General features: G+C 64.0%; 17 protein-coding genes. 6 read left to right on the forward strand and 11 right to left on the reverse strand.

Annotated features, from left to right (window positions below):
• Positions 1-297 precede the first annotated feature (297 nt).
• On the forward strand, positions 298-723 hold the full coding sequence (locus AC1DEK_RS01795; RefSeq protein WP_478123476.1) for a universal stress protein: 426 nt from the start codon (positions 298-300) through the stop codon (positions 721-723).
• A gap of 41 nt (positions 724-764) precedes the next feature.
• On the opposite strand, the gene AC1DEK_RS01800 is transcribed toward AC1DEK_RS01795, so the two are convergent.
• The 7 genes from AC1DEK_RS01800 to AC1DEK_RS01830 all read right to left on the reverse strand — a co-directional run bounded on the left by AC1DEK_RS01800 (position 765) and on the right by AC1DEK_RS01830 (position 9,712).
• Positions 765-2,321, reverse strand: a complete 1,557-nt coding sequence (locus tag AC1DEK_RS01800; RefSeq protein WP_478123477.1) for a malonate--CoA ligase — start codon at positions 2,319-2,321, stop codon at positions 765-767.
• 7 nt (positions 2,322-2,328) lie between these two features.
• The gene (locus AC1DEK_RS01805; RefSeq protein ID WP_478123478.1) at positions 2,329-3,114 is read right to left on the reverse strand and encodes an enoyl-CoA hydratase/isomerase family protein; all 786 of its coding nucleotides are present in this window, start codon (positions 3,112-3,114) and stop codon (positions 2,329-2,331) included.
• 38 nt (positions 3,115-3,152) lie between these two features.
• Positions 3,153-4,583, reverse strand: coding sequence for a malonyl-CoA decarboxylase (locus AC1DEK_RS01810; RefSeq protein WP_478123479.1), 1,431 nt, complete (start codon positions 4,581-4,583; stop codon positions 3,153-3,155).
• A gap of 119 nt (positions 4,584-4,702) precedes the next feature.
• A complete protein-coding gene (locus AC1DEK_RS01815) occupies positions 4,703-5,890 on the reverse strand; it encodes an OmpA family protein (protein ID WP_478123480.1) in 1,188 nt (395 codons plus the stop codon).
• Entirely contained in the window at positions 5,887-7,728 is a 1,842-nt protein-coding gene (locus AC1DEK_RS01820; RefSeq protein ID WP_478123481.1) for a serine/threonine protein kinase, read from the reverse strand. Before AC1DEK_RS01820 ends, AC1DEK_RS01815 begins: the two co-directional genes overlap by 4 nt.
• A gap of 195 nt (positions 7,729-7,923) precedes the next feature.
• Positions 7,924-8,751: a prolipoprotein diacylglyceryl transferase gene (gene lgt / locus AC1DEK_RS01825; protein WP_478123482.1), complete on the reverse strand. Its 828-nt coding sequence runs from the start codon at positions 8,749-8,751 to the stop codon at positions 7,924-7,926.
• A 16-nt stretch (positions 8,752-8,767) separates the two neighbouring features.
• Positions 8,768-9,712, reverse strand: a complete 945-nt coding sequence (locus AC1DEK_RS01830; protein ID WP_478123483.1) for a LysR family transcriptional regulator — start codon at positions 9,710-9,712, stop codon at positions 8,768-8,770.
• A gap of 96 nt (positions 9,713-9,808) precedes the next feature.
• Between AC1DEK_RS01830 and ilvD the strand changes: the two genes are divergently transcribed.
• A complete protein-coding gene (ilvD, locus tag AC1DEK_RS01835; RefSeq protein WP_478123484.1) occupies positions 9,809-11,503 on the forward strand; it encodes a dihydroxy-acid dehydratase in 1,695 nt (564 codons plus the stop codon).
• Between the two features lie 148 nt (positions 11,504-11,651).
• Here ilvD and AC1DEK_RS01840 read toward each other — a convergent pair whose 3' ends face one another.
• Complete coding sequence (locus AC1DEK_RS01840) at positions 11,652-11,888, reverse strand: TIGR04438 family Trp-rich protein (RefSeq protein ID WP_478123975.1); 237 nt, start codon at positions 11,886-11,888, stop codon at positions 11,652-11,654.
• 103 nt (positions 11,889-11,991) lie between these two features.
• Here AC1DEK_RS01840 and AC1DEK_RS01845 point away from each other — a divergent pair, with 103 nt between their 5' ends.
• A complete protein-coding gene (locus AC1DEK_RS01845; RefSeq protein WP_478123485.1) occupies positions 11,992-12,297 on the forward strand; it encodes a c-type cytochrome in 306 nt (101 codons plus the stop codon).
• Positions 12,298-12,318: 21 nt separating this feature from the next.
• Here AC1DEK_RS01845 and AC1DEK_RS01850 read toward each other — a convergent pair whose 3' ends face one another.
• Positions 12,319-12,825, reverse strand: a complete 507-nt coding sequence (locus tag AC1DEK_RS01850) for a LapA family protein (RefSeq protein WP_478123486.1) — start codon at positions 12,823-12,825, stop codon at positions 12,319-12,321.
• Positions 12,826-12,878: 53 nt separating this feature from the next.
• Positions 12,879-14,873 carry an acetate--CoA ligase gene (gene acs, locus AC1DEK_RS01855; protein ID WP_478123487.1) on the reverse strand — a complete coding sequence of 665 codons (1,995 nt, stop codon included), beginning with the start codon at positions 14,871-14,873 and terminating at the stop codon, positions 12,879-12,881.
• Between the two features lie 199 nt (positions 14,874-15,072).
• Here acs and AC1DEK_RS01860 point away from each other — a divergent pair, with 199 nt between their 5' ends.
• Entirely contained in the window at positions 15,073-15,693 is a 621-nt protein-coding gene (locus AC1DEK_RS01860) for a YqhA family protein (protein ID WP_478123488.1), read from the forward strand.
• Positions 15,694-15,742: 49 nt separating this feature from the next.
• On the opposite strand, the gene fumC is transcribed toward AC1DEK_RS01860, so the two are convergent.
• Positions 15,743-17,140: a class II fumarate hydratase gene (fumC, locus tag AC1DEK_RS01865; protein ID WP_478123489.1), complete on the reverse strand. Its 1,398-nt coding sequence runs from the start codon at positions 17,138-17,140 to the stop codon at positions 15,743-15,745.
• Between the two features lie 410 nt (positions 17,141-17,550).
• Between fumC and proV the strand changes: the two genes are divergently transcribed.
• Together proV and proW are read left to right on the forward strand one after the other, a co-directional pair.
• A complete protein-coding gene (gene proV / locus AC1DEK_RS01870; protein ID WP_478123490.1) occupies positions 17,551-18,801 on the forward strand; it encodes a glycine betaine/L-proline ABC transporter ATP-binding protein ProV in 1,251 nt (416 codons plus the stop codon).
• A 17-nt stretch (positions 18,802-18,818) separates the two neighbouring features.
• The gene (gene proW, locus AC1DEK_RS01875; RefSeq protein WP_478123491.1) at positions 18,819-19,988 is read left to right on the forward strand and encodes a glycine betaine/L-proline ABC transporter permease ProW; all 1,170 of its coding nucleotides are present in this window, start codon (positions 18,819-18,821) and stop codon (positions 19,986-19,988) included.
• Positions 19,989-20,050: the final 62 nt, after the last annotated feature.

The following is a 20,050-nucleotide window of genomic DNA, read 5'->3' on the forward strand; positions in this document are numbered from 1 at the left end:
GGCTCTATATGTCCTTGTTCCAATGCTCTACCGAGCAGGGCTTGGTATATCGCTTGGCGGGTGTGATCATCTCGCGTCAGATGAACCCGAAGCCTTGCTGCCCTCGCCCACCTGAACCCCGGTTCAGGATGCGAGTCCGGCCTCACTCGCAGACACCTCATTTGAGAAAGCCACGGCCCTGTTCGGGATCGTGGCTTTTTTTTGGTCGTTCACGACGTGCCGTATAAAGTCGGCACGCAGCGCATGCCGTCGCCATCGATGGCCGTCGCGTGTAGAGCTCACAACCAAAGGAACAGCATGAAAATCCTGATCGCCGTCGACGGCAGTTCGCACACCAGGAAGGCCATCGACTACCTGGCCCGGCATCGCGGCATGTTCGTCGAAGGCAACGAGCTCGTCATGGTGCACGTCTGCGTCGGTGTGCCCGGACACGTGGCGCGGCATCTCAGCAAGGGCGTGATCTCCGACTACTACGCCGAAGAAACCGCGAAGGTGGTCGAGCCGCTCGAAGCACAGCTCGCCGAACACAACATCACGAACTACACGATCGACCGGCGCCATGGCCATGCCGCGGAAGAGATCATCAACGCGGCCACCAGCTTGGGGGCCGAGCTGATCGTGATGGGCACGCATGGCCACGGCATCCTGGGCCGCGCACTCATGGGTTCCGTCGCGACCAAGGTGGTGTCGGAGACTGACGTCTCGGTGCTGCTGGTGCAATAAGCGAAAGCTACCGCGATTCAGCGCGAGCCAGCGCGACGGCTTCAGGCGCTGCCGAACAGGTCCTTGTGCTGTTCGCGCAGCAGCGCCTTCTGCACCTTGCCCATCGCGTTGCGAGGCAGCTCGGGCACCACGAAGCAGCGCTTGGGAATTTTGAAATTGGCCAGCTTCGCTTTCAATTCGGCAATGACACGTTCACCGTCGACCGAAGCGCCAGGGCGCGGAATCACGATCGCAACGCCCACCTCGCCGAAGTCCGAATGCGGCACGCCGACGATGGCACTTTCGGCGACGCCTGGCATCTCGTTGATGTAGCCCTCGACTTCCGCCGGGTAGACGTTGTAGCCCCCACTGATGATCAGATCCTTGCTGCGTCCCACGATGGTGACGTAGCCCAGGCCGTCAATCTTGCCGACGTCACCGGTCTTGAAGTAGCCATCGGCGGTGAACTCTTCCTTCGTCTTCTCCGGCATGCGCCAATAGCCGGAAAACACATTGGGACCGTCCACTTCGATGTTGCCGATCTCGCCAGTCGCGCAAGGCTCTCCACGATCATCGTGCACGCGCAATGCGACGCCGGGCAGCGGAAAGCCCACCGTCCCGCCTCGGCGCTCGCCTTGCACCGCGCTGTAAGGGTTGGAGGTGAGCATGACCGTCTCGCTCATTCCATAGCGCTCCAGAATCGTGTGATCGGTCCGGTCACGCCATTCGTTGAAGGTCTCGATCAACAGCGGTGCCGATCCCGAAATGAAAAGACGCATATTGCTGCACGCGTCGCGCGTCAGGCCCGGCTCGGCCAGCATGCGCACGTAGAGCGTGGGCACGCCCATGAACACAGTCGCATCGGGCAGGCGCGCCACCACCCGCTGCGCGTCGAAGCGGTTCAGCCAGATCATCTGGCTTCCGCTGATCAGCGCGCCGTGAATGGCGACGAACAACCCATGCACATGAAAGATCGGCAGCGCGTGGATGAGCACGTCGCCGCCCTGCCTCGAGCTCCGCCAGCCCCAGTAGTCCTTGAGCACTTGCGCATTCGACAGCAGGTTGCCATGCGAAAGCATCGCGCCCTTGCTGCGGCCCGTCGTGCCGCTGGTGTAGATGATGGCCGCGATGTGGTCGGCGCTCTTTGGCGCCACGGCGTGCTGGTCGCCGCACTGCGCCGCTTTTTCGAGCAGCGTGCCGGTGCGGTCGTCGTTGAGCGTGAAGACGTGGCGCGTGCCGGCCCTCTTTGCGATGGGCGCGACCCACGACGCATTGGCGCTGCTGCAGACGACCACTGCCGGCCCCGAGTTGCCGATGAAATATTCGATCTCCGCAGCGCGATAGGCCGTGTTGAGTGGCACGAAGACATAGCCCCCGCGCAGGCTCGCGAGATAGAGCAGCATGGCCTCGACCGATTTTTCGACCTGTACCGCGATGCGAGCGCCCTTCTCGAGCTTGAGCGAATCGAGCAGATTCGCAATCATCGCGCTTGCCCGCACGAGATCGCGCCATGAATAGAAAAGGCCGTCGTCGGTTTCAACCGCGATCTTGTCCAGATCGGAGGGGAAAGCGGCGCGCAATGCGGCGTAGAGATTGGCGTTTGTCGTCGTTTCGGTCATGGCGGGTTCAAAAAGCGGGGCTGCGTTTGGCAAGGAAGGCAGCAATGCCTTCGCGATGTTCGTCGGAGTCGGCGTAGTCATAAGCGACCGCCACCAACGGCGCCATCGGGTCTTCCCCATCCACGGCAGCGGAGCGCCGAAGCGCCGACAAGGTGCGTTTGTTGAGGCGGGCGGCTTCCGGCGCGAGAGCCGCGACACGTTTCGCATGCGCGAGCGCTGCCGCCGGCAACTCCGCGTCGGGCACCACGCTGAGAAGAAACCCCGCCTCATACAGGCGTTTTGCACCATGAACGCTCGCCGCGAGCAACATGTCTCGCGCGAGCGCATCGCCGAGCGCGCCGCTGACCAGCGCAGCCTCGCGCGGCGCCATCGGAAAACCCAGCTTCGCAATCGGCGCGCCGAATTTCGCCGATTCGCCAGCCAGCCGAATGTCACAGCAGCTTGCGATTTCGACGCCCGCACCCATGCAGGCACCCTCGATCTGTGCGATGAGCGGCACTTCGCAAGCGAGCATGGCCGCCAATGCAGCCCAGACTTCGTTCTCGTGGAATTCGCGAAGGCTGCCTTCGTCGAAGCGGAACGACGGGTATTCGGAAATATCGCCCCCTGCGCAGAAGGCCCCGCCCTCCCCACGCACGATCACGCAGCGCAAGGATGCGTCTTGCGCCAATCCTTCGAACACGGCGCGCAGTTCGCGCCACATCGCTCGCGACATGGCGTTCAGGCGTCCTGCGTTCGTCAGCGTCACGACCGCGATCGGACCCTCGCCGCGCAGCGTGATCGAACTTGCCATCCGGCTTGTCTCCTTGTTTTGAACGGACTGCATGGAGCTCAGCTCTTGAGAAAAAGATCGTCGACTTCGCCCGACACCGCCACTTTGCCCTGCGCCAGCAGTGCGCGGTGCTTGTCAAGCCGCTTGAGATCGTAGAGGTAATTGACCATGAGACCGTAGGACTGCTTCAGCCCCTTCGAGGATGGATCACCGGCCCAGTTGAGTTTTTCGACGCGCGCGCCGTTCCCGAGATGAAAACGCGCAACCGGATCGATCGGCTTGCCGTCCGCCGTGGCTCGACCGAGATACTCCGCGGCCGATTGCAGCAGCAGTTGCCGCACCGGCGACTTCGCATCCAGCGACCCCGCGTCTTCGGCGGCGGCGAGAAACCGCTCCCCCGTCGGCGGCAACGAACCGACCACGCGGCCCAGTTCCGTCGCGCGCTTTTCATCGAGTCGTTCCACCATCGCCGCCGCGTTCTTGCCGAGCCAGGCGCGAAAGCCGGGAATCGGCGACAAGGTTGCGAAGGTCTTCAGACGCGGAAGCTCGTCCTGCAGGGTTTCGACCACGCGCTTGATCAGCGAATCGCCGAAGCTCACGCCGCGCAGGCCCGTCTGCGTATTGCTGATCGAATAGAAGATCGCCGTCGTCGCCTTGTCCGGCTTGACGACCGCCGCCGCTTCGTCCAGCAATGGAACGATGCCTTCGCTGATGCGGTCGACCAGTGCCACCTCGACGAAGATCAGCGGTGTGTTGGGCAGACGCGGATGAAAGAATCCGTAGCAGCGGCGGTCGCTGTCGAGCCGGTTCTTGACGTCGGCCCAGCTCTTGATGTCGTGCACGGCTTCGTACTGGATCAGTTTCTCGATCAGTGAGGCCGGTGAATCCCAGCTGATGCGCCGCAAATCGAGGAAAGCGACGTCGAACCAGGTCGAAAACAGATGTTCGAGTTCGGCGTCCAGCGGAAGCAGCCGGCGGTCGCCCTTCAGGTGCGGCAGAAGCTGTGCGCGCAACTCGACCAGGAAGCGCATGCCGTCCGGATCGATCGCGAATCGCTGCAGCAGGCGTGCGCGCGGCGAAACCAGCGCGCGGCGCAGGTCGATCTCGGCCTGCCCTTCGTCGGGCGTGCCGACCGCGGCCTCATGCAGGTCGCGCGCGCTACTGAGCTTTTGCACGTCGGGCGCGAAACGCTCGCTCATCAGCAGCCAGATGTCGCGCCGCTCGTCGAGTTCGCGCCCGGCATACCACTGCACGACGGCGTGTGCGCGGCGGCCGGCTTCGACGTCGCTGATGCTGGGGTCGACCACCGCCTGCAACTCCACCAGCGCGCGCCGCAAGGCGCGCGGCGCGAGTGCTTCGCCCGGTCGGCGCAGCGTGGCTTCCAGACGCTCTGAAAGGGGTCGGGGCGCAGTCGCGGACTTGCCGCCTTCGGCAGTGTGGGTCGGCCGCAGGCGCGAAACGCTGCGCGTGATCCAGTCGCTGGCATTCATGGATGAGCTTGGCCTTTTGTGAAGCGCAAAGGCCCGCACGGCCTCGCGCCGGGGCGCGGGGCGGAAAAGGGGGCGGGCGGACGGCAATCCGGAATATTACCCGCGTGCTCGTCGCCGGATCAGCTGCAATTGACGATCTTGAATTCGACTCGGCGGTCCAGCGCATCGACGGCGTCGTCGGTGCCGCTTCCGATGATGTTCTCGCGGAATCCCCGGCCGCTGGGCGTGGTGCGCTCACTCAGCGAAGTGGATTCGGCGACCAGGCGCTGCTGCACGTAGCGTGCGCGCTGCATCGAAAGCACGTCGTTGTAGGCCACAGGCCCGGTATGGCTGGTGTGGCCGATGATGTCCAGGCACACCTTCGCATCGGCGCTCGCCTTGGCGATTTCATGCAACCACATCGGATACGGACCGCTGATCTGCGTCTCCGACCAGAACACGGTGCTGTTCGGGTTGAACAGGAACTTCACGCCGAGCTGCTGGTTCGCGATGCCGTAGGCCACGAGCTTGCCGAATGCGTCCTGCGCCTGCGCGGTGCGGCCCAGCTTGGCCGAGCTCAGGTACATGCCGTTGAGCACCCTCAGCTGATCGCCGACGGGCGAACCGCTGGCGGCGCTGTATTGCGCATAAGCATCCTGGTAGCGCTGCGCGTTGTAGGCGCTGGTCGCATCCTTGATGGCCGGCGCCACCGCGATGCGTTCGAAGTAGTACGCGTCAGCGCGCTGGCCTGGCGGCGTGGCGGTGGTGCGGATATAGCCTTCGATCACACGGTCCTTGACCGCCATCGGCGTGTCCCTGTAGTACGGCAGCGGCGTGTGGTCGAGACCCTCGTCGCGCGTCACCGCGGACGACTGCGCGACCACGTTGCCACTGGCAAGCTCGGTCAGCGCCAGGTCGATCCGGATCGGTCCTTGCGGCTTGTCGACAGCCAGCCGGGTCATCGTGCCCGTCAGCAGGTAGCGGGCCTTGCCCATGCTCGCCCCCTGAAACGGCATGATCTCCAGCGAGTCGGCTTTCGAAGTCATCCGGTCGGTCACGCGCTCCTGCAGCATTTGCGTTGCCACCGTCTGCTGGGCGCTGCCGGCGTCGATCATCGGGTCGACCACCACGCCACGCTTGCCGCTGATCGAAGCCAGAAAGCCCTGCGTCTGGCTGGCGAGCCCATCGGTGGCCGCGGCGATGGCCTGGTCGAACGGAAGCTCTCCATTGGACGAACCTGGGGCCGTGGCACAACCGGCCGCCAGTGCGGCAACAGCCGATAGGAACAGGGCTTGCGCCCAACGCGGGAAGGTCGTGGAGGTCATCATTCACATCCCTTTCTCAAGAGCGCGGCTTCGCCTGCCGCCAGCGGGCCGAGAGACGCCCGCTGAAGCAGATCGGTGCAGTTGGAATGGATTTGCGCGCCCTCCAGCGGCGGCGCGGGCTGCACCACCATGGCCGGAAGCGAGGCTTCGGGTTCGACATTGCGCGGCTCGCGACGCACGGTCTTCTGGGCGTCGCTGCGCGAACGCCATGCCGTTTTGCGCGCGGGCGCGGCTTTCGCCGATGCCGCAGGTTCGATGGCCTCAGCCGACTGGCTTTTCGCCGGCATCGCCTCTGTTGATTTCTCATCTTCGGCGCTGGAAACTGAAAGCTGCGGCTGGGGCGTCGGCACAGGGGGTGCGACCGTCGGCGCGACGGGCTTCACTGCCGGTGCATCCGGATCGACTGGGGCGACAGGTGCGGCTGGCGCAGTTGACGGGGGCGCCGAAGCCTTCTGGGGAGCCAAGGTGGTCTCCGGAGGCTGCGACGATGCCGCCCCGTGACGATCATTGAAGCGGTAGTAGCCGTACGCCGCAGCACCCAACAGCACGACTGAAGCAGCCAGCGCATAAGTTTTCCATCGGCTGCCCGGTTGCCCGCCCGGACTCGGCGCCTCGCGCAACGGCGGCCAATTCGAAACGGGCGCGCGGTTCCAGCGTTTGACGGGCCCGGCCCAATGCAAGGCCGCACTGAGTGCCCGCTCTGTCGGCGCTGGCGGCGCTGGCATCGATGATGGGGTTGGTGTTGACGTTGCGCTTTCTCGCACCAGATCGGGCGGCAGTGAAACCTCTTCATCCAGCCTTGCATCGACGGGAGACTGCACTCCCGACGAGGCATCGCCCAGCCGCACGGCGCGCGCGAGTGCCAGGTCCTGCAATTGCTCACCGCAACTGAGCATCGTCCAGAATTCGGCCGCGCTCTGCGGCCTGTTCCGCGGATGCAGCGACAACGCGGCATCGACCGCCGCGAGGAAAGGTTCGCTGTAGCGGCCCCGCGCCACCTGCGTGAGCGGCTTCAACTGGTCGTTCATCAAGCGTTCGATCGACGGCGTCGGCGGATGGCCGGTAATGGCGGCATGGACCACACCCGCCACCGCATACAGGTCGGTCCACGCGCCCTGCTTCATCGAAGCCACTTCGCCGTACTGCTCGATCGGCGCGAACCCAGGCTTGAAGACGACGGTCGGCGACGAGGTCATGCCGTCGATGACGCGCCGCGCTGCGCCGAAGTCCAGCAGCACCGGGCCGCTCTGGGTCAGGAGGATGTTGTCCGGAGAGACATCGCGGTGAAAGCAGCTCGCCGCATGCATGGTGCCGAGCGCGTCGAGCAAGGGGCGCAGCCAGCCGCAAAGCTCCGCTTCGTTCGGTGGACGCCCCAGATCCTCGAGCGCGTGGGCGAGCGTCGGGCCGTCGTAGTAAGGCATCGCCATGTAAGCGGTGCCGTTGCCTTCCCAGAAGTGCAGCACCCGGACCAGCGACGGATGATCGAAGCGCGCGAGGATTCGCGCCTCGTTCAGGAAGCTGCGCAGCCCAAGGCGAAAACCTTCCCTGTGCCGCTGCGACTTGACGACCACTGCCGGCGATACGCTGGCGCGCGAAGCGAGGATGGCCGGCAGGTATTCCTTGATCGCGACGTGCTGTTCGAGCGCGTGATCCCAAGCGAGGTACACGATGCCGAAGCCGCCCTCGCCGATCGGGCCGACGATTTCGTAGTCGAGGAGCCGCAGGCCTTCGGGCAGCGTGTGCGCGGTGGATCTGTCGGCGTCGCTCCACTCCAGCGCCGATGCCGCTTCCGCATCGCGGCCGGTGACCGAGCCAGGCACTGTATGCAGGTCGAGTGCCATCGCGAGCTCATTGCGTGCTGCGCACGATACAAACCAGCATTGACATGACGTCGAATCCCCTGTCGTGAGCACCCACTCTACAGCGCACGACACCGCGGCGCATTCACCAGAAGCACTAGCCGAAAGGACGCTCCGTCCAGCCTGTGCTCAAGGCTGACCATACGCTGTAGGGGTCAGGCGCAGCCGCTAATCCCCTTATGCCGTCGCGGTCGCAGCGCGGCGCTGCGCGGGCGCGCTCACGTAGAGCCAGATTCCGAAGACGATCATCGGGACGCAAAGCCACTGCCCCATGCTCATGTTGAGCGCCAGCAAACCGAGGAAGTCATCGGGTTCGCGGAAGTATTCGGCGATGAAGCGCATGAGCCCGTATCCGACCAGGAACACTGCCGAGACGCGGCGTTCGCGGCGCTCCTTGCGGGCGTAGAGCCAAAGCAACGCGAAGAGCAGCAAGCCTTCGAGCAGGAACTGGTAGACCTGCGACGGATGGCGCGGAAGCATCGAGCCGCTCTGGGGAAAGACCATGCCCCACGGAAGATCGGGGCTCGAAAAACGCCCCCAGAGTTCGCCGTTGATGAAGTTGCCGACCCGGCCGGCCGCGAGCCCGGTCGGCACGCAAGGCGCAACGAAATCCATGACCTGCCAGAACGGTCGCGCCCGCGAGTGCGAGAACCACACCATCGAGGCAATCACGCCCAGCAGCCCGCCATGAAAGCTCATGCCACCCTGCCAGACGAAGAAAATCTCCAGCGGATGGGTGAGATAGAAACCAGGCTTGTAGAAAAAGCAGTAGCCCAGGCGACCCCCGACGATTACGCCCATTACACCGAGGAAGAGGATGTCTTCGAGGTCCTTGCGCGACCACGCGCCCGGTCCGGTGATGGAACGGTAAGGCTCGTGCCGCAGCCGGCGCGTGCCCAGGAAGTAGAACAGCGCGAAAGCGGCCAGGTAGGTCAGCCCATACCAGTGAATCGCGATCGGCCCCAGCTGGAGCGCGATCGGATTGATCTGCGGATACATCAACATGGACGCGATTCTCGCCTCAATGCGGTGCCACGCCTTGGGCCCTGATGAAGTCGACGAAGCGCGCCAGCGCGGGGTTGTCTGCGTCGGCCGGCCAGACCAGGCTGGTTTCGCAACTCGGAAGCGGCGCGGCGCTTCGGCGACGGCCCGAAGGCTCGAATTCGCTCGCGGTCCGGTACACCACGCCGGTGCGCCGAAACTGCATGACGCTCCGCGGCACCCAGGCGACTCCCAGGCCGCCCCAGACGAGGTTGACGATCGTCTGCATCTGGATGGCTTCCTGAGCGATCTGCGGTGTGCGGCCAGTGGCGTGATAGAGCGCAAAGATCGCATCGTGCAGCGACGGCACGATTCGGCGCGGAAAGATCACCACGGGCTCGGCGAGCGCCGCCTGCAGAGGCAGTTTGTCGACCTTGGCCAGCGGATGTCCGGCCGGCAGCGCCAGCACCAAAGGCTCTTCCGAGATCGTCAGCCGCTCCAGGCCAGGCGGCGCAAAACCGGGCGAATGCAGCATCAGCCCGGCATCGATCTCGCCGCGGGAAAAGCCTTCCAGTTGCACGTCTCCCGTCGCCTCGACCAGTTCGAGGGCGACCTGCGGGCACCGCACCCGAAACTCCTTCACCCACAGCGGGAGCCGCTCGAATCCGATGGTCGATACAAAGGCCAATCGCACCCGTCCGACTTCCCCCGCCGCGGCCGCACGAGCGCGCGCTGGCAACGATTGCGCCCGGGCCAGCAAATCCCGCACGTCGGGCAGCAAGGCCTCGCCGGCCGGCGTGAGCGCCACGCGGCGGCGCGTCCGATCGAAAAGCACCACGCCCAGCGTCTTCTCGAGCAGCGCGATCGCCTGCGTGACGGGCGGCTGCGTCATGTGCAGGCGCACGGCGGCGCGGCCAAAGTGCAGTTCCTCCGCGACGGCGAGGAACTGCCGCCAGACCCGCAGGTCGATCGACGCATCATTCATATGCACAGCATATCAATCGGACACAAAAAATGGATTGGAACCAATCAATTAATCGTCCGATACTTGACCTCCCCGATTCCGATCACGAGAGACACGATGGACACCAAACCGATCCAGATCAACCGCCGCAGCGCCAACATCGTCGAAGGCAAGAGCCGCGCGCCCAACCGGTCGATGTTCTACGCCATGGGCTACGAAGAAGGCGATTTCAAGAAGCCGATGGTCGGTGTTGCCAACGGCCACAGCACCATCACGCCGTGCAACTCGGGCCTGCAGAAGCTGGCTGACGCGGCCATCGCCGGCATCGAGGAAGCGGGCGGCAACGCGCAGGTGTTCGGCACGCCCACCATCTCCGACGGCATGGCCATGGGCACCGAAGGCATGAAGTACTCGCTGGTGAGCCGCGAAGTCATTTCGGACTGCATCGAAACCTGCGTGGGCGGCCAGTGGATGGACGGCGTGCTCGTGGTCGGCGGCTGCGACAAGAACATGCCCGGCGGCATGATGGGCATGCTGCGCGCCAACGTGCCGGCGATCTACGTCTACGGCGGGACGATCCTGCCGGGCCGCTACAAGGGCCAGGACCTGAACATCGTCAGCGTGTTCGAGGCGGTAGGCCAGAACGCCGCCGGCAACATGAGCGACGAGGACCTCAAGCAAATCGAGATGCGCGCCATCCCCGGCACCGGCTCGTGCGGCGGCATGTACACCGCCAACACCATGTCGAGCGCGTTCGAGGCGCTGGGCATGTCGCTGCCGTATTCGTCGACCATGGCCAATCCGCACGACGAAAAGGAGAACTCGGCCAAGGAATCGGCCAAGGTGCTCATCGAAGCCATCAAGAAGGACATCAAGCCGCGCGACATCGTGACCAAGAAGGCCATCGAGAACGCCGTTGCAGTCATCATGGCAACGGGCGGTTCGACGAATGCGGTGCTGCACTTCCTCGCCATCGCGCACGCTGCGGATGTGAAATGGTCCATCGACGATTTCGAGCGCATGCGCAAGAAGGTCCCAGTGATCTGCGACCTCAAGCCCAGTGGCAAGTACCTCGCCGTCGACCTGCATCAGGCCGGCGGCATCCCGCAGGTGATGAAGGTTCTCCTGAACGCCGGTCTGCTGCACGGCGACTGCATCACCATCACCGGCCAGACCATTGCCGAAGTGCTGAAGGACGTGCCCGACCAGCCACGCGCCGACCAGGACGTGATTCGCCCCATCGACAATCCAATGTATGCCGAAGGGCACCTGGCGATTTTGAAGGGCAACCTTTCGCCCGAAGGCGCAGTCGCAAAGATCACTGGCCTGAAGAACCCCGTCATCACCGGGCCTGCGAGAGTGTTCGACGACGAACAGTCAGCGCTGCAAGCCATCCTCGACGGCAAGATCAAGGCCGGCGACGTCATGGTTCTGCGCTATCTGGGACCCAAGGGTGGCCCTGGCATGCCCGAGATGCTGGCTCCCACCGGCGCCTTGATCGGCGCAGGCCTCGGTGAAAGCGTAGGCCTCATCACCGACGGCCGTTTCTCCGGCGGCACCTGGGGCATGGTCGTAGGCCACGTAGCCCCCGAAGCAGCCGCGGGTGGCACCATCGCTTTCGTCAAAGAGGGCGATTCGATCACCATCGACGCGCACCAACTCAAGCTCGACCTCAACGTCCCCGAGTCCGAAATCGCCAAGCGCCGCGAAGGCTGGAAAGCGCCCGCCCCCCGCTACACCCGCGGCGTCCAAGCCAAGTTCGCCTTCAACGCCTCCAGCGCCAGCTCCGGCGCCGTCCTCGACAAGTTCTAAAAAGGGAAAAAGGAAGCCCCGTCGGCCCAAAACCGCCCCGCCACCCCGCCCTTCCAGAAACACCGCGGAACCGGCTTCGCCGGGCCGCTGGTGTTGCCCCCGGTCAGGGGGTGGAGAGCGACACGAAGTGCGCGAGCCTGGGGGCGAGCTATTTCTTTTTCAACATGCCGAGCCGACTGCGCTGCCGATCGATGCGCTCCTGCTTGCGCGCGTTTTCCTTCTCGATCACCTTGCGCTTGGTATAGCCCGAGGCATCAGCCCAAGCCCACCACGCGACCGCAAGCGCGAAAGGGATCAACACGATCCACCAACTCAGGGCCGCCACAAAGCCGACCTCGAGCCATTTGAGCGCCACACCCAGCACGCCCAGCATCAGGAACCACATCGCGAACTCCTCCGTCGTTGTCATGGCGCGGGGGTGAAGAGCGTCTTCGCTCTCCCTACAATCGCGCTGGATCGACTTTAACGCACCGATGCGATTGGACCCCATGAAAAAAGCGCTCGTCGTCACCGTGCTCAGCCTTGGCTGCGCGGCCCCCGCCCTGGCGGACCTGGCTCTGGCCACATCGAAGAACTGCATGAGTTGCCATGCCGTCGATCGCAAGGTGCTGGGCCCTTCGTTCCAGGACATCGCGGTCAAGTACAAGGACAACAAGGACGCCGTCGACCTGCTCGCGAGCAAGATCATCAAGGGCGGCTCGGGCGTGTGGGGCCCGGTGCCCATGCCCGCGAACAATCAGGTCAGCGAAGCGGATGCGAAGAAGCTGGCCGCCTGGATCCTGACGACCAAGTAAGCACCCTTCAGACGCTAGAACTCAGACGGCTGGCGGCATGCCGGCTGCGGAAGCTCCGCTTCGGCGATCGAAGCGATCTTCCAGCTGGCCGATGTGAGCCGCCAGCGTGTTGTCCGTCTGGTCGGATCGCGTCTTGATTGCCGTTTCGAGCTGCTCGACCCGCGCGAGCAAAGCGGCGTGCCGTTCGGCATTGCGTGTCATGTGCGCGTTTTCTTGCGCCTCGAGGAAATTGCGCAGCTCGGTGAAGCGCGATGCCTCCGCCTTGTCCGCGAGGTCGCGCTGCATCTGCATTTCCTTGGTATGCCGCCGCGTCTCGATCAGGATCGAGCTTTGCAGGTAGACCACATACACCACGAAGAAAACGCCCAACAGCGCCGTCAGCCCCAGCATGATCAGCCCGAAAGGCGCCGTGACCTGCATGAAGCCGATGGACATCGTCGTCGGGGAGACGACGATGCCCCAGTTGAATGCAGCCAGCGCTGCGATCAGCAGCACGACTACCAGCAATACACCTGTTCTGACTCCCATGACCTACTCCCGTTGTGATTGGAGAGGTCGTTTGTACCGCATGCGCGGCGGAGTCAATAGGCTTGCCCCAACTGCTCGAGGATGGCGGGGTTTTCCAACGTCGATGTGTCCTGCGTGATCGCCTCGCCTTTCGCAATGCTGCGCAGCAGGCGCCGCATGATCTTGCCGCTGCGCGTCTTCGGAAGGTTCTCGCCGAAGCGGATGTCCTTGGGCTTGGCAATCGGGCCGATTTCTTTTGCCACCCAGTTGCGCAAGTCCGCCGCGATCTGCTTGGCTTCTTCAGGGCTGGGACGGCCGCGCTTGAGCACGACGAAGGCGCACACCGCCTCGCCCGTCAGGTCGTCGGGCCGGCCAACCACGGCGGCCTCGGCCACCAGATCTGTCTTGGCGACCAAAGCCGATTCGATCTCCATCGTGCCAAGCCGATGGCCGGACACGTTGAGCACGTCGTCGATGCGCCCGGTGATCCGGAAATAGGCGCGGTCGGTGCTGCGCACGGCGCCGTCGCCGGCCAGGTAGATGGTGCCGCCCATCTCTTCGGGAAAGTAGCTTTTCTTGAAGCGCTCGGGGTCATTCCAGATCGTGCGGATCATCGATGGCCAGGGGCGCTTGATGACCAGCATGCCGCCGCCGCCGTTCGGGATGTCCTTGCCGGTCTCGTCGACGATCGCCGCCATGATGCCTGGCAACGGCAACGTGCACGAACCCGGCACCAGTGGCGTCGCCCCTGGCAGCGGCGTGATGACGTGGCCGCCTGTCTCTGTCTGCCAAAAGGTGTCGATGACCGGGCATTGCTCCCCGCCGACATTGCGGTAGTACCACATCCAGGCTTCCGGATTGATGGGTTCGCCCACCGTACCAAGAATGCGCAATGACGAAAGATCCCAATTCTTCGGGTGCACCTTTTCGTCGCTCTCGGCTGCCTTGATGAGCGACCGGATCGCCGTGGGCGCCGTGTAGAAGATCGACACCTTGTGCTTCTCGATCATCTGCCAGAACCGGCCCGCGTGCGGAAAGGTCGGGATGCCTTCGAACACCACCTGTGTTGCGCCCGCGGCGAGCGGCCCGTAGGCGACATAGGTGTGCCCGGTGATCCATCCGATGTCGGCGGTGCACCAGAAGACGTCCTCGGGACGGATGTCGAAGGTCCAGTCCATCGTGAGCTTGGCCCACAGCAGATAGCCACCCGTCGCGTGCTGCACGCCCTTGGGCTTGCCCGTCGAACCCGAGGTGTAGAGGATGAACAGGGGATGCTCGGCACCGACCGGAACCGGCGGACATTCGGTGCTCTGACCCTTGAGCGCCTCGTCGAAAGTCTTGTCGCGCCCGGCCACCATGTTGCAGGGGCTCGCGGTGCGCTGGAAGACCAGCACGGTCTTGATCGACTCGCAGCCGCCCAACGCAATGCCGTCGTCAACGATGGCCTTCAGCGGAAGTTCCTTGCCGCCGCGCAATTGGAAGTTGGCTGTGATCACTGCCACCGCGCCGGCATCGATGATGCGCTCCTGGAGCGCCTTGGCCGAGAAGCCGCCGAAGACGACGCTGTGCGTGGCGCCGATGCGGGCGCAGGCCTGCATGGCGATCACACCCTCGATGGTCATCGGCATGTAGATGATGACGCGGTCGCCCTTCGTGATGCCCTGCGCCTTCAGCGCATTGGCAAACTGCGACACACGCGCCAGCAGCTCCTTGTAGGTGATCTTGGTGACCGCGCCGTCGTCGGCTTCGAACACGATGGCGGTCTTGTTCTCGACGGGCGTGCCAATGTGCTTGTCGAGGCAGTTGGCCGACGCGTTGAGTTCGCCGTCTTCGAACCACTTGTAGAAAGGCGCGTTCGACTCGTCCAGCGTACGCGTGAAGGGCTTGGTCCAAACCACGTTGGCCTTCGCCTGCCGAGCCCAAAAGCCATCGAAGTCGTCGGCGGCTTCTTTGCACAGTGCGTCATAGGCGGCCATGCTGCCGATGCGCGCGCCTTTGCTGGCGCGGGCGTCAGGCGGAAACACCCTGTTTTCTACCAGGACGGATTCGATCGTGGAAGCGCTGCTCATCTCTTTGTCTCCTTTACCGACTTACCGACTGCTGTTGCGACCTGCTCCGGTCATCAAGTTTCGAATGTCTGCCCGCGCACTTACGGATGACTGACGGCAGATGCCACAGGCCGGCGGAGGAATCGCCGCCAGGACGGCTGCATCGCCCCCTAGAATCGCGCGTTTTGCAGTCGTTAACGAAGCCAACCGAACGCAACCGATGTCAAACACCGACCAGTTCCCCCCGGCCGCAGGCAGGACCTCGCCGCTTCGCCCGCTGCCAAACATCATCTTTGCGAGCCGGTGGCTCCAGCTTCCGCTCTACCTGGGGCTGATAGTCGCACAGGCGGTGTATGTGGTGCATTTCCTGGTCGAGTTGTCGCACCTCGTGCAGGCCGCCTTCGGCAGCACAGACGCGCTCGAGGCACTGATCAACAGCATCGGCTACAAGACCAGCGCGCCCGTCACATCGCTCAACGAGACGGTCATCATGCTGGTCGTGCTGGCGTTGATCGACGTCGTGATGATCTCGAACCTCCTGATCATGGTCATCGTCGGGGGCTACGAGACCTTCGTGAGCCGCATGAACCTCGAAGGCCATCGCGACCAGCCGGAATGGCTGAGCCACGTCAATGCGTCGGTGCTGAAGGTCAAGCTGGCGACGGCGATCATCGGCATCAGCTCGATCCATCTGCTGAAGACCTTCATCAACGCGGACAACTACACCGACCGCGTGCTGATAGCCCAGACCGCGATTCATATCACCTTCCTGCTTTCAGCCATGGCTATCGCCGTGACCGACCGGCTGATGATGCGGCCGCCATCGGGCGACGACCACTGACGGCGCCGCTCCGGCGAAGCTGAACAGCAGGACAGCAGAACACTGGCCGTCACCTTCCGGTCATCTGCTCAGGCACCACCCACTGGTCGAACTGTTCCGCCGTCAAGTGCCCCGAGGCAATCGCCGCTTCGCGCAGGCTGGAGCCTTCCTTGTGCGCCTTCTTCGCGATGAAGGCGGCCTTGTCGTAGCCGATGTGGGTGTTGAGCGCGGTCACGAGCATCAATGAGCGTTGAACCAATTCGGTGATGCGCTCGCGGTTCGGCTCGATGCCGACGGCGCAATGATCGTTGAAGCTCACCATGCCGTCGGCCAACAGCCGAACGCTCTGCAGGAAATTGTGCGCCACCATCGGGCGGAAAACGTTCAGTTCAAAGTTGCCTGACGCGCCGCCGATGTTGATTGCGACGTCATTGCCGAACACCTGCGCGGCAAGCATTGTGACAGCTTCACTCTGCGTGGGGTTGACCTTGCCCGGCATGATGGACGAGCCGGGTTCGTTTTCAGGGATGCTCAGCTCGCCGATGCCGCTGCGAGGGCCGCTCGCGAGCCAGCGAACATCGTTGGCGATCTTGTTCATGCTGGCGGCAAGGGTCTTCAGCGCGCCATGCGCATGCACCAGCGCATCGACGGACGCCATGGCCTCGAACTTGTTCGGAGCCGTCACAAAGGGCAGCCCGGTGAGCCTTGCCAGCTCGGCTGCGACCTGCTCGGCGTAGCCTTTGGGCGCGTTGAGGCCGGTGCCGACCGCCGTTCCGCCAAGCGCAAGTTCGCACAGGTGCGGCAGCGCGGCGCGAACATGCGCGGCGCCATGGGCAAGCTGCGCGGCGTAGCCCGAAAACTCCTGGCCCAGCGTGAGCGGGGTCGCGTCCTGCAAATGAGTGCGGCCGATCTTCACGATCTCCGCAAAATCCCTGGATTTCTTGTCGAGCGTCGCGCGCAGCTTCGCGATGGCCGGCAACAGCTTGTGCGTGATCGCCTCTACCGCCGCCACATGCATGGCGGTCGGAAACACATCGTTGGACGATTGGCTCCGGTTCACATCGTCGTTAGGGTGCACCATCCGCCCTTCGCCTCGTTCGCCGCCGAGCAGTTCGCTCGCGCGATTTGCCAGTACCTCGTTCACGTTCATGTTGGTCTGGGTGCCGGAGCCGGTTTGCCAGACCACGAGCGGAAATTCGCCGGCGTGCTTGCCTTCGATGACTTCATCGGCCGCGGCCACGATGGCTTGGGTCTTCTTCTCGTCCTGCAGTCCGAGCGCATGGTTCACCACGGCCGAAGAGCGCTTGACTTGAGCAAGGGCCCGGATGATTTCGCGCGGCTGCTGCTCCCCGGAAATGTCGAAGTTCTGCAGCGAACGCTGGGTCTGCGCCCCCCACAGCTTGCCGGCTGGCACCTCGATCGGGCCAAAGGTGTCGCGTTCGACGCGTGTCTGGGGGGGTGAGGTCATTCGGGGCTCCATGTTCGAAAGGATGGCGAAGCCCCCGGCGGGACTTCGGAGTGATTCGTCAAGTATGGCCGCAGCGCAAATGACTCGCACCGTGCGGGCAATTGGCGGCAAGCGCGGCAGCGCTTATTCGATGCGGTTATAGTCTTAACCCTTCAATCGATCGACGAGTCATGTCGATCGTCCCCTCCACTACTCGCGGATCATTTTCGAATCCCGTCGCGGTGGAGGTTCGGCTCCGGGCCTCGGCCCGAGCCACGGCCGGCCTGTTCCGGCCCCACTGCCAAGCCAAGCTCACTCAGGTTCGCGACGACTCCAGCGCAGTCGCCGACTGATCCTATTGACCGACGGCGCGGCTGCGGGTCGCCCTCGCGAGGGCGCTCTTTTCAAACTCAACAAAGGAGCCCGGGCGTATGGCCAAAGGAATTCTCATCGATCATGTGTTCAAGGTATTCGGCGACCAGCCGGAACAGGCACTGGACCTGGTCAAGCAAGGACTTTCCAAAGAAGAAATCCTGGCTCGCACAGGGCAGTCGATCGGCGTCTTCGACGCGACCTTCGATATTCATGCGGGCGAGATCTTCGTCATCATGGGCCTGTCGGGCTCAGGCAAGTCCACGCTGGTGCGATTGCTCAATCGCCTGATCGAACCGACGTCCGGGCGCATCGTCATCAACGGTGCCGACATCAACGGCCACTCGGACGCGAAACTGCGCGACCTCCGGCGCAAGGACATCAGCATGGTGTTCCAGTCGTTCGCACTGATGCCGCACATGACAGTGCGCGAGAACACCGCCTTCGGGCTGGAACTCGCGGGCGCCAGCAAGAAGGAACGGCTGGAGCAAGCCGAACAGGCGCTGGCGCAAGTCGGCCTGGCCGGCTGGGGCGACAGCTATCCGGACGAGTTGTCGGGGGGCATGCAACAGCGTGTCGGACTGGCGCGCGCACTCGCTTCAGACCCCTCGATCCTCTTGATGGACGAGGCTTTTTCGGCGCTCGATCCGATCATCCGCACGGAGATGCAGTCTGAATTGCTGCGTCTCCAACAGGTGCGACGCCGGACCATTGTCTTCATCTCGCACGATCTCGACGAAGCCATGCGCATCGGCGACCGCATCGCGATCATGAAAGACGGGCGCGTGATCCAGGTGGGCACGCCCGATGAAATCCTTCGCAGCCCTGCCGACGACTTCGTCCGCAGTTTCGTGCGCGGGGTCGATGCGGCGGCTGTGTTCAAGGCGGCGGATATCGCGCGCAAATCGCTCACCGTGGTCTCGGAACATACCGACCGCGGGGCGCGCGCAGCGCTCAAGTTGCTCGAAGAACAGGACCGCGACTTCGCCTACGTGGTGTCACCCGGCAAGAAATACCTCGGAACGGTATCGGCCGACGCGCTGCGCTCTGCCCTGGAGGGCCACTCAGGCCCCCTCGGCTTGCATCACGCATTCCTGCCCGCGCTGGCGCCGATCGCCGCGGATGCGCATGTCGCCGGCCTTTTCGGCCAAGTGGCGCAAGCGCCCTGCGCCGTGCCCGTCGTGGCTGGCGACGGCCGTTTCTGCGGCGCCATCAGCAAGACCACCTTGCTGAAATTCCTCGATCGCGATACGCCGCCGGTGGAGCCGGTGCCGGCCACACCGCTTGCGGCCATCGCTGAAGCCCTCTGATTGCGAAGGATCTCGCCATGAACGACACAGCACTTCCGACTGAACTTGCTCCGCTGAACGATGCCATGACGTCGCTACCACCGGAAACTCCGACCGATCCTTGGGCCGCGTTGTCGATTGCGCCCGACCCTTCATCTTCAAGCGCGTGGCTCGATGCTCCAGCAGATTCGGTCCACACACTGGCGGCTTCGGCGGACTCCGCCGCGAGCGGCTTTCAATTGCATCAACTCTGGGACGGCTCTTTGCCAATCGAATCGTGGATCAATCAAGGATTGGGCTGGGTCGTCCAGAACTTCCGACCGTTTTTCCAGAGCGTGCGGTTGCCCATCGACGGCACGTTGACGTGGATGCAGGGTCTTCTCAACGGAATGCCCGCGCTTGCGATGATCGTGTTGATCGGCCTCTTGGCCTGGCAGTTTGCGGGCCGCGCACTCGCGGTCGGAACCATGCTGTCGCTGCTCGCGGTGGCGATGCTCGGCATCTGGCCGGAAGCCATGGTGACGCTGTCCCTGGTGCTGACCTCGCTGCTGTTCTGCCTGCTCATTGGCCTGCCGCTGGGCGTGCTGCTGGCGAACAGTGATCGCGCGGAGCGGGTCATGCGGCCGGTGCTCGATGCCATGCAGACCACGCCCGCCTTCGTCTATCTGGTACCGGTTGTGATGCTTTTCGGCATTGGCAATGTGCCCGGCGTGATCGTGACCATCATCTTCGCGCTGGCGCCACTGGTGCGCCTGACCACCCTGGGCATCCGGCAGGTGCGGCCCGACCTGATCGAAGCGGCGCGCGCCTATGGCGCTTCGCCCTGGCAGATGCTCGTGAAAGTGCAATTGCCGCTGGCCATGCCATCGATCATGGCGGGCATCAACCAGGCGCTGATGCTGTCGCTCTCGATGGTCGTGATCGCTTCGATGATCGCTGTGGGCGGACTCGGCCAGATGGTGCTGCGCGGCATCGGCCGGCTCGACATGGGTCTGGCAACGGTGGGCGGCTTGGGCATCGTGCTGCTGGCGATTTCGCTGGACCGCCTCACCCAGGCGATGGGCCGGTCGCGCCGGAGCAGCGCACGCCACTGGTGGCAGGCAGGCCCGGTCGGCTCCGCGCTGCGCCTGTTGCAAAGAACCATGGCCGGGCCGCGCACCGCCGACTCAGCGGCGCCGGAACTCTCGACCCAAGGATTCAAGGCATGAAGAGAACACACCTTACGCATTCGTTCAAGCGCCCTTTCGCGCTCGCCTTGTGGGCCACCGGC

This window comes from Variovorax sp. 10N420 (assembly GCF_056394705.1).

Excerpts from the sequence above, each read along its gene's own strand:
- AC1DEK_RS01795 (WP_478123476.1), top strand. The coding sequence starts at position 298 with ATGAAAATCCTGATCGCCGTCGACGGCAGTTCGCACACCAGGAAGGCC.
- AC1DEK_RS01800 (WP_478123477.1), bottom strand. The coding sequence starts at position 2,321 with ATGACCGAAACGACGACAAACGCCAATCTCTACGCCGCATTGCGCGCC.
- AC1DEK_RS01805 (WP_478123478.1), bottom strand. The coding sequence starts at position 3,114 with ATGGCAAGTTCGATCACGCTGCGCGGCGAGGGTCCGATCGCGGTCGTG.
- AC1DEK_RS01810 (WP_478123479.1), bottom strand. The coding sequence starts at position 4,583 with ATGAATGCCAGCGACTGGATCACGCGCAGCGTTTCGCGCCTGCGGCCG.
- AC1DEK_RS01815 (WP_478123480.1), bottom strand. The coding sequence starts at position 5,890 with ATGATGACCTCCACGACCTTCCCGCGTTGGGCGCAAGCCCTGTTCCTA.
- AC1DEK_RS01820 (WP_478123481.1), bottom strand. The coding sequence starts at position 7,728 with ATGGCACTCGACCTGCATACAGTGCCTGGCTCGGTCACCGGCCGCGAT.
- lgt (WP_478123482.1), bottom strand. The coding sequence starts at position 8,751 with ATGTTGATGTATCCGCAGATCAATCCGATCGCGCTCCAGCTGGGGCCG.
- AC1DEK_RS01830 (WP_478123483.1), bottom strand. The coding sequence starts at position 9,712 with ATGAATGATGCGTCGATCGACCTGCGGGTCTGGCGGCAGTTCCTCGCC.
- ilvD (WP_478123484.1), top strand. The coding sequence starts at position 9,809 with ATGGACACCAAACCGATCCAGATCAACCGCCGCAGCGCCAACATCGTC.
- AC1DEK_RS01840 (WP_478123975.1), bottom strand. The coding sequence starts at position 11,888 with ATGTGGTTCCTGATGCTGGGCGTGCTGGGTGTGGCGCTCAAATGGCTC.
- AC1DEK_RS01845 (WP_478123485.1), top strand. The coding sequence starts at position 11,992 with ATGAAAAAAGCGCTCGTCGTCACCGTGCTCAGCCTTGGCTGCGCGGCC.
- AC1DEK_RS01850 (WP_478123486.1), bottom strand. The coding sequence starts at position 12,825 with ATGGGAGTCAGAACAGGTGTATTGCTGGTAGTCGTGCTGCTGATCGCA.
- acs (WP_478123487.1), bottom strand. The coding sequence starts at position 14,873 with ATGAGCAGCGCTTCCACGATCGAATCCGTCCTGGTAGAAAACAGGGTG.
- AC1DEK_RS01860 (WP_478123488.1), top strand. The coding sequence starts at position 15,073 with ATGTCAAACACCGACCAGTTCCCCCCGGCCGCAGGCAGGACCTCGCCG.
- fumC (WP_478123489.1), bottom strand. The coding sequence starts at position 17,140 with ATGACCTCACCCCCCCAGACACGCGTCGAACGCGACACCTTTGGCCCG.
- proV (WP_478123490.1), top strand. The coding sequence starts at position 17,551 with ATGGCCAAAGGAATTCTCATCGATCATGTGTTCAAGGTATTCGGCGAC.
- proW (WP_478123491.1), top strand. The coding sequence starts at position 18,819 with ATGAACGACACAGCACTTCCGACTGAACTTGCTCCGCTGAACGATGCC.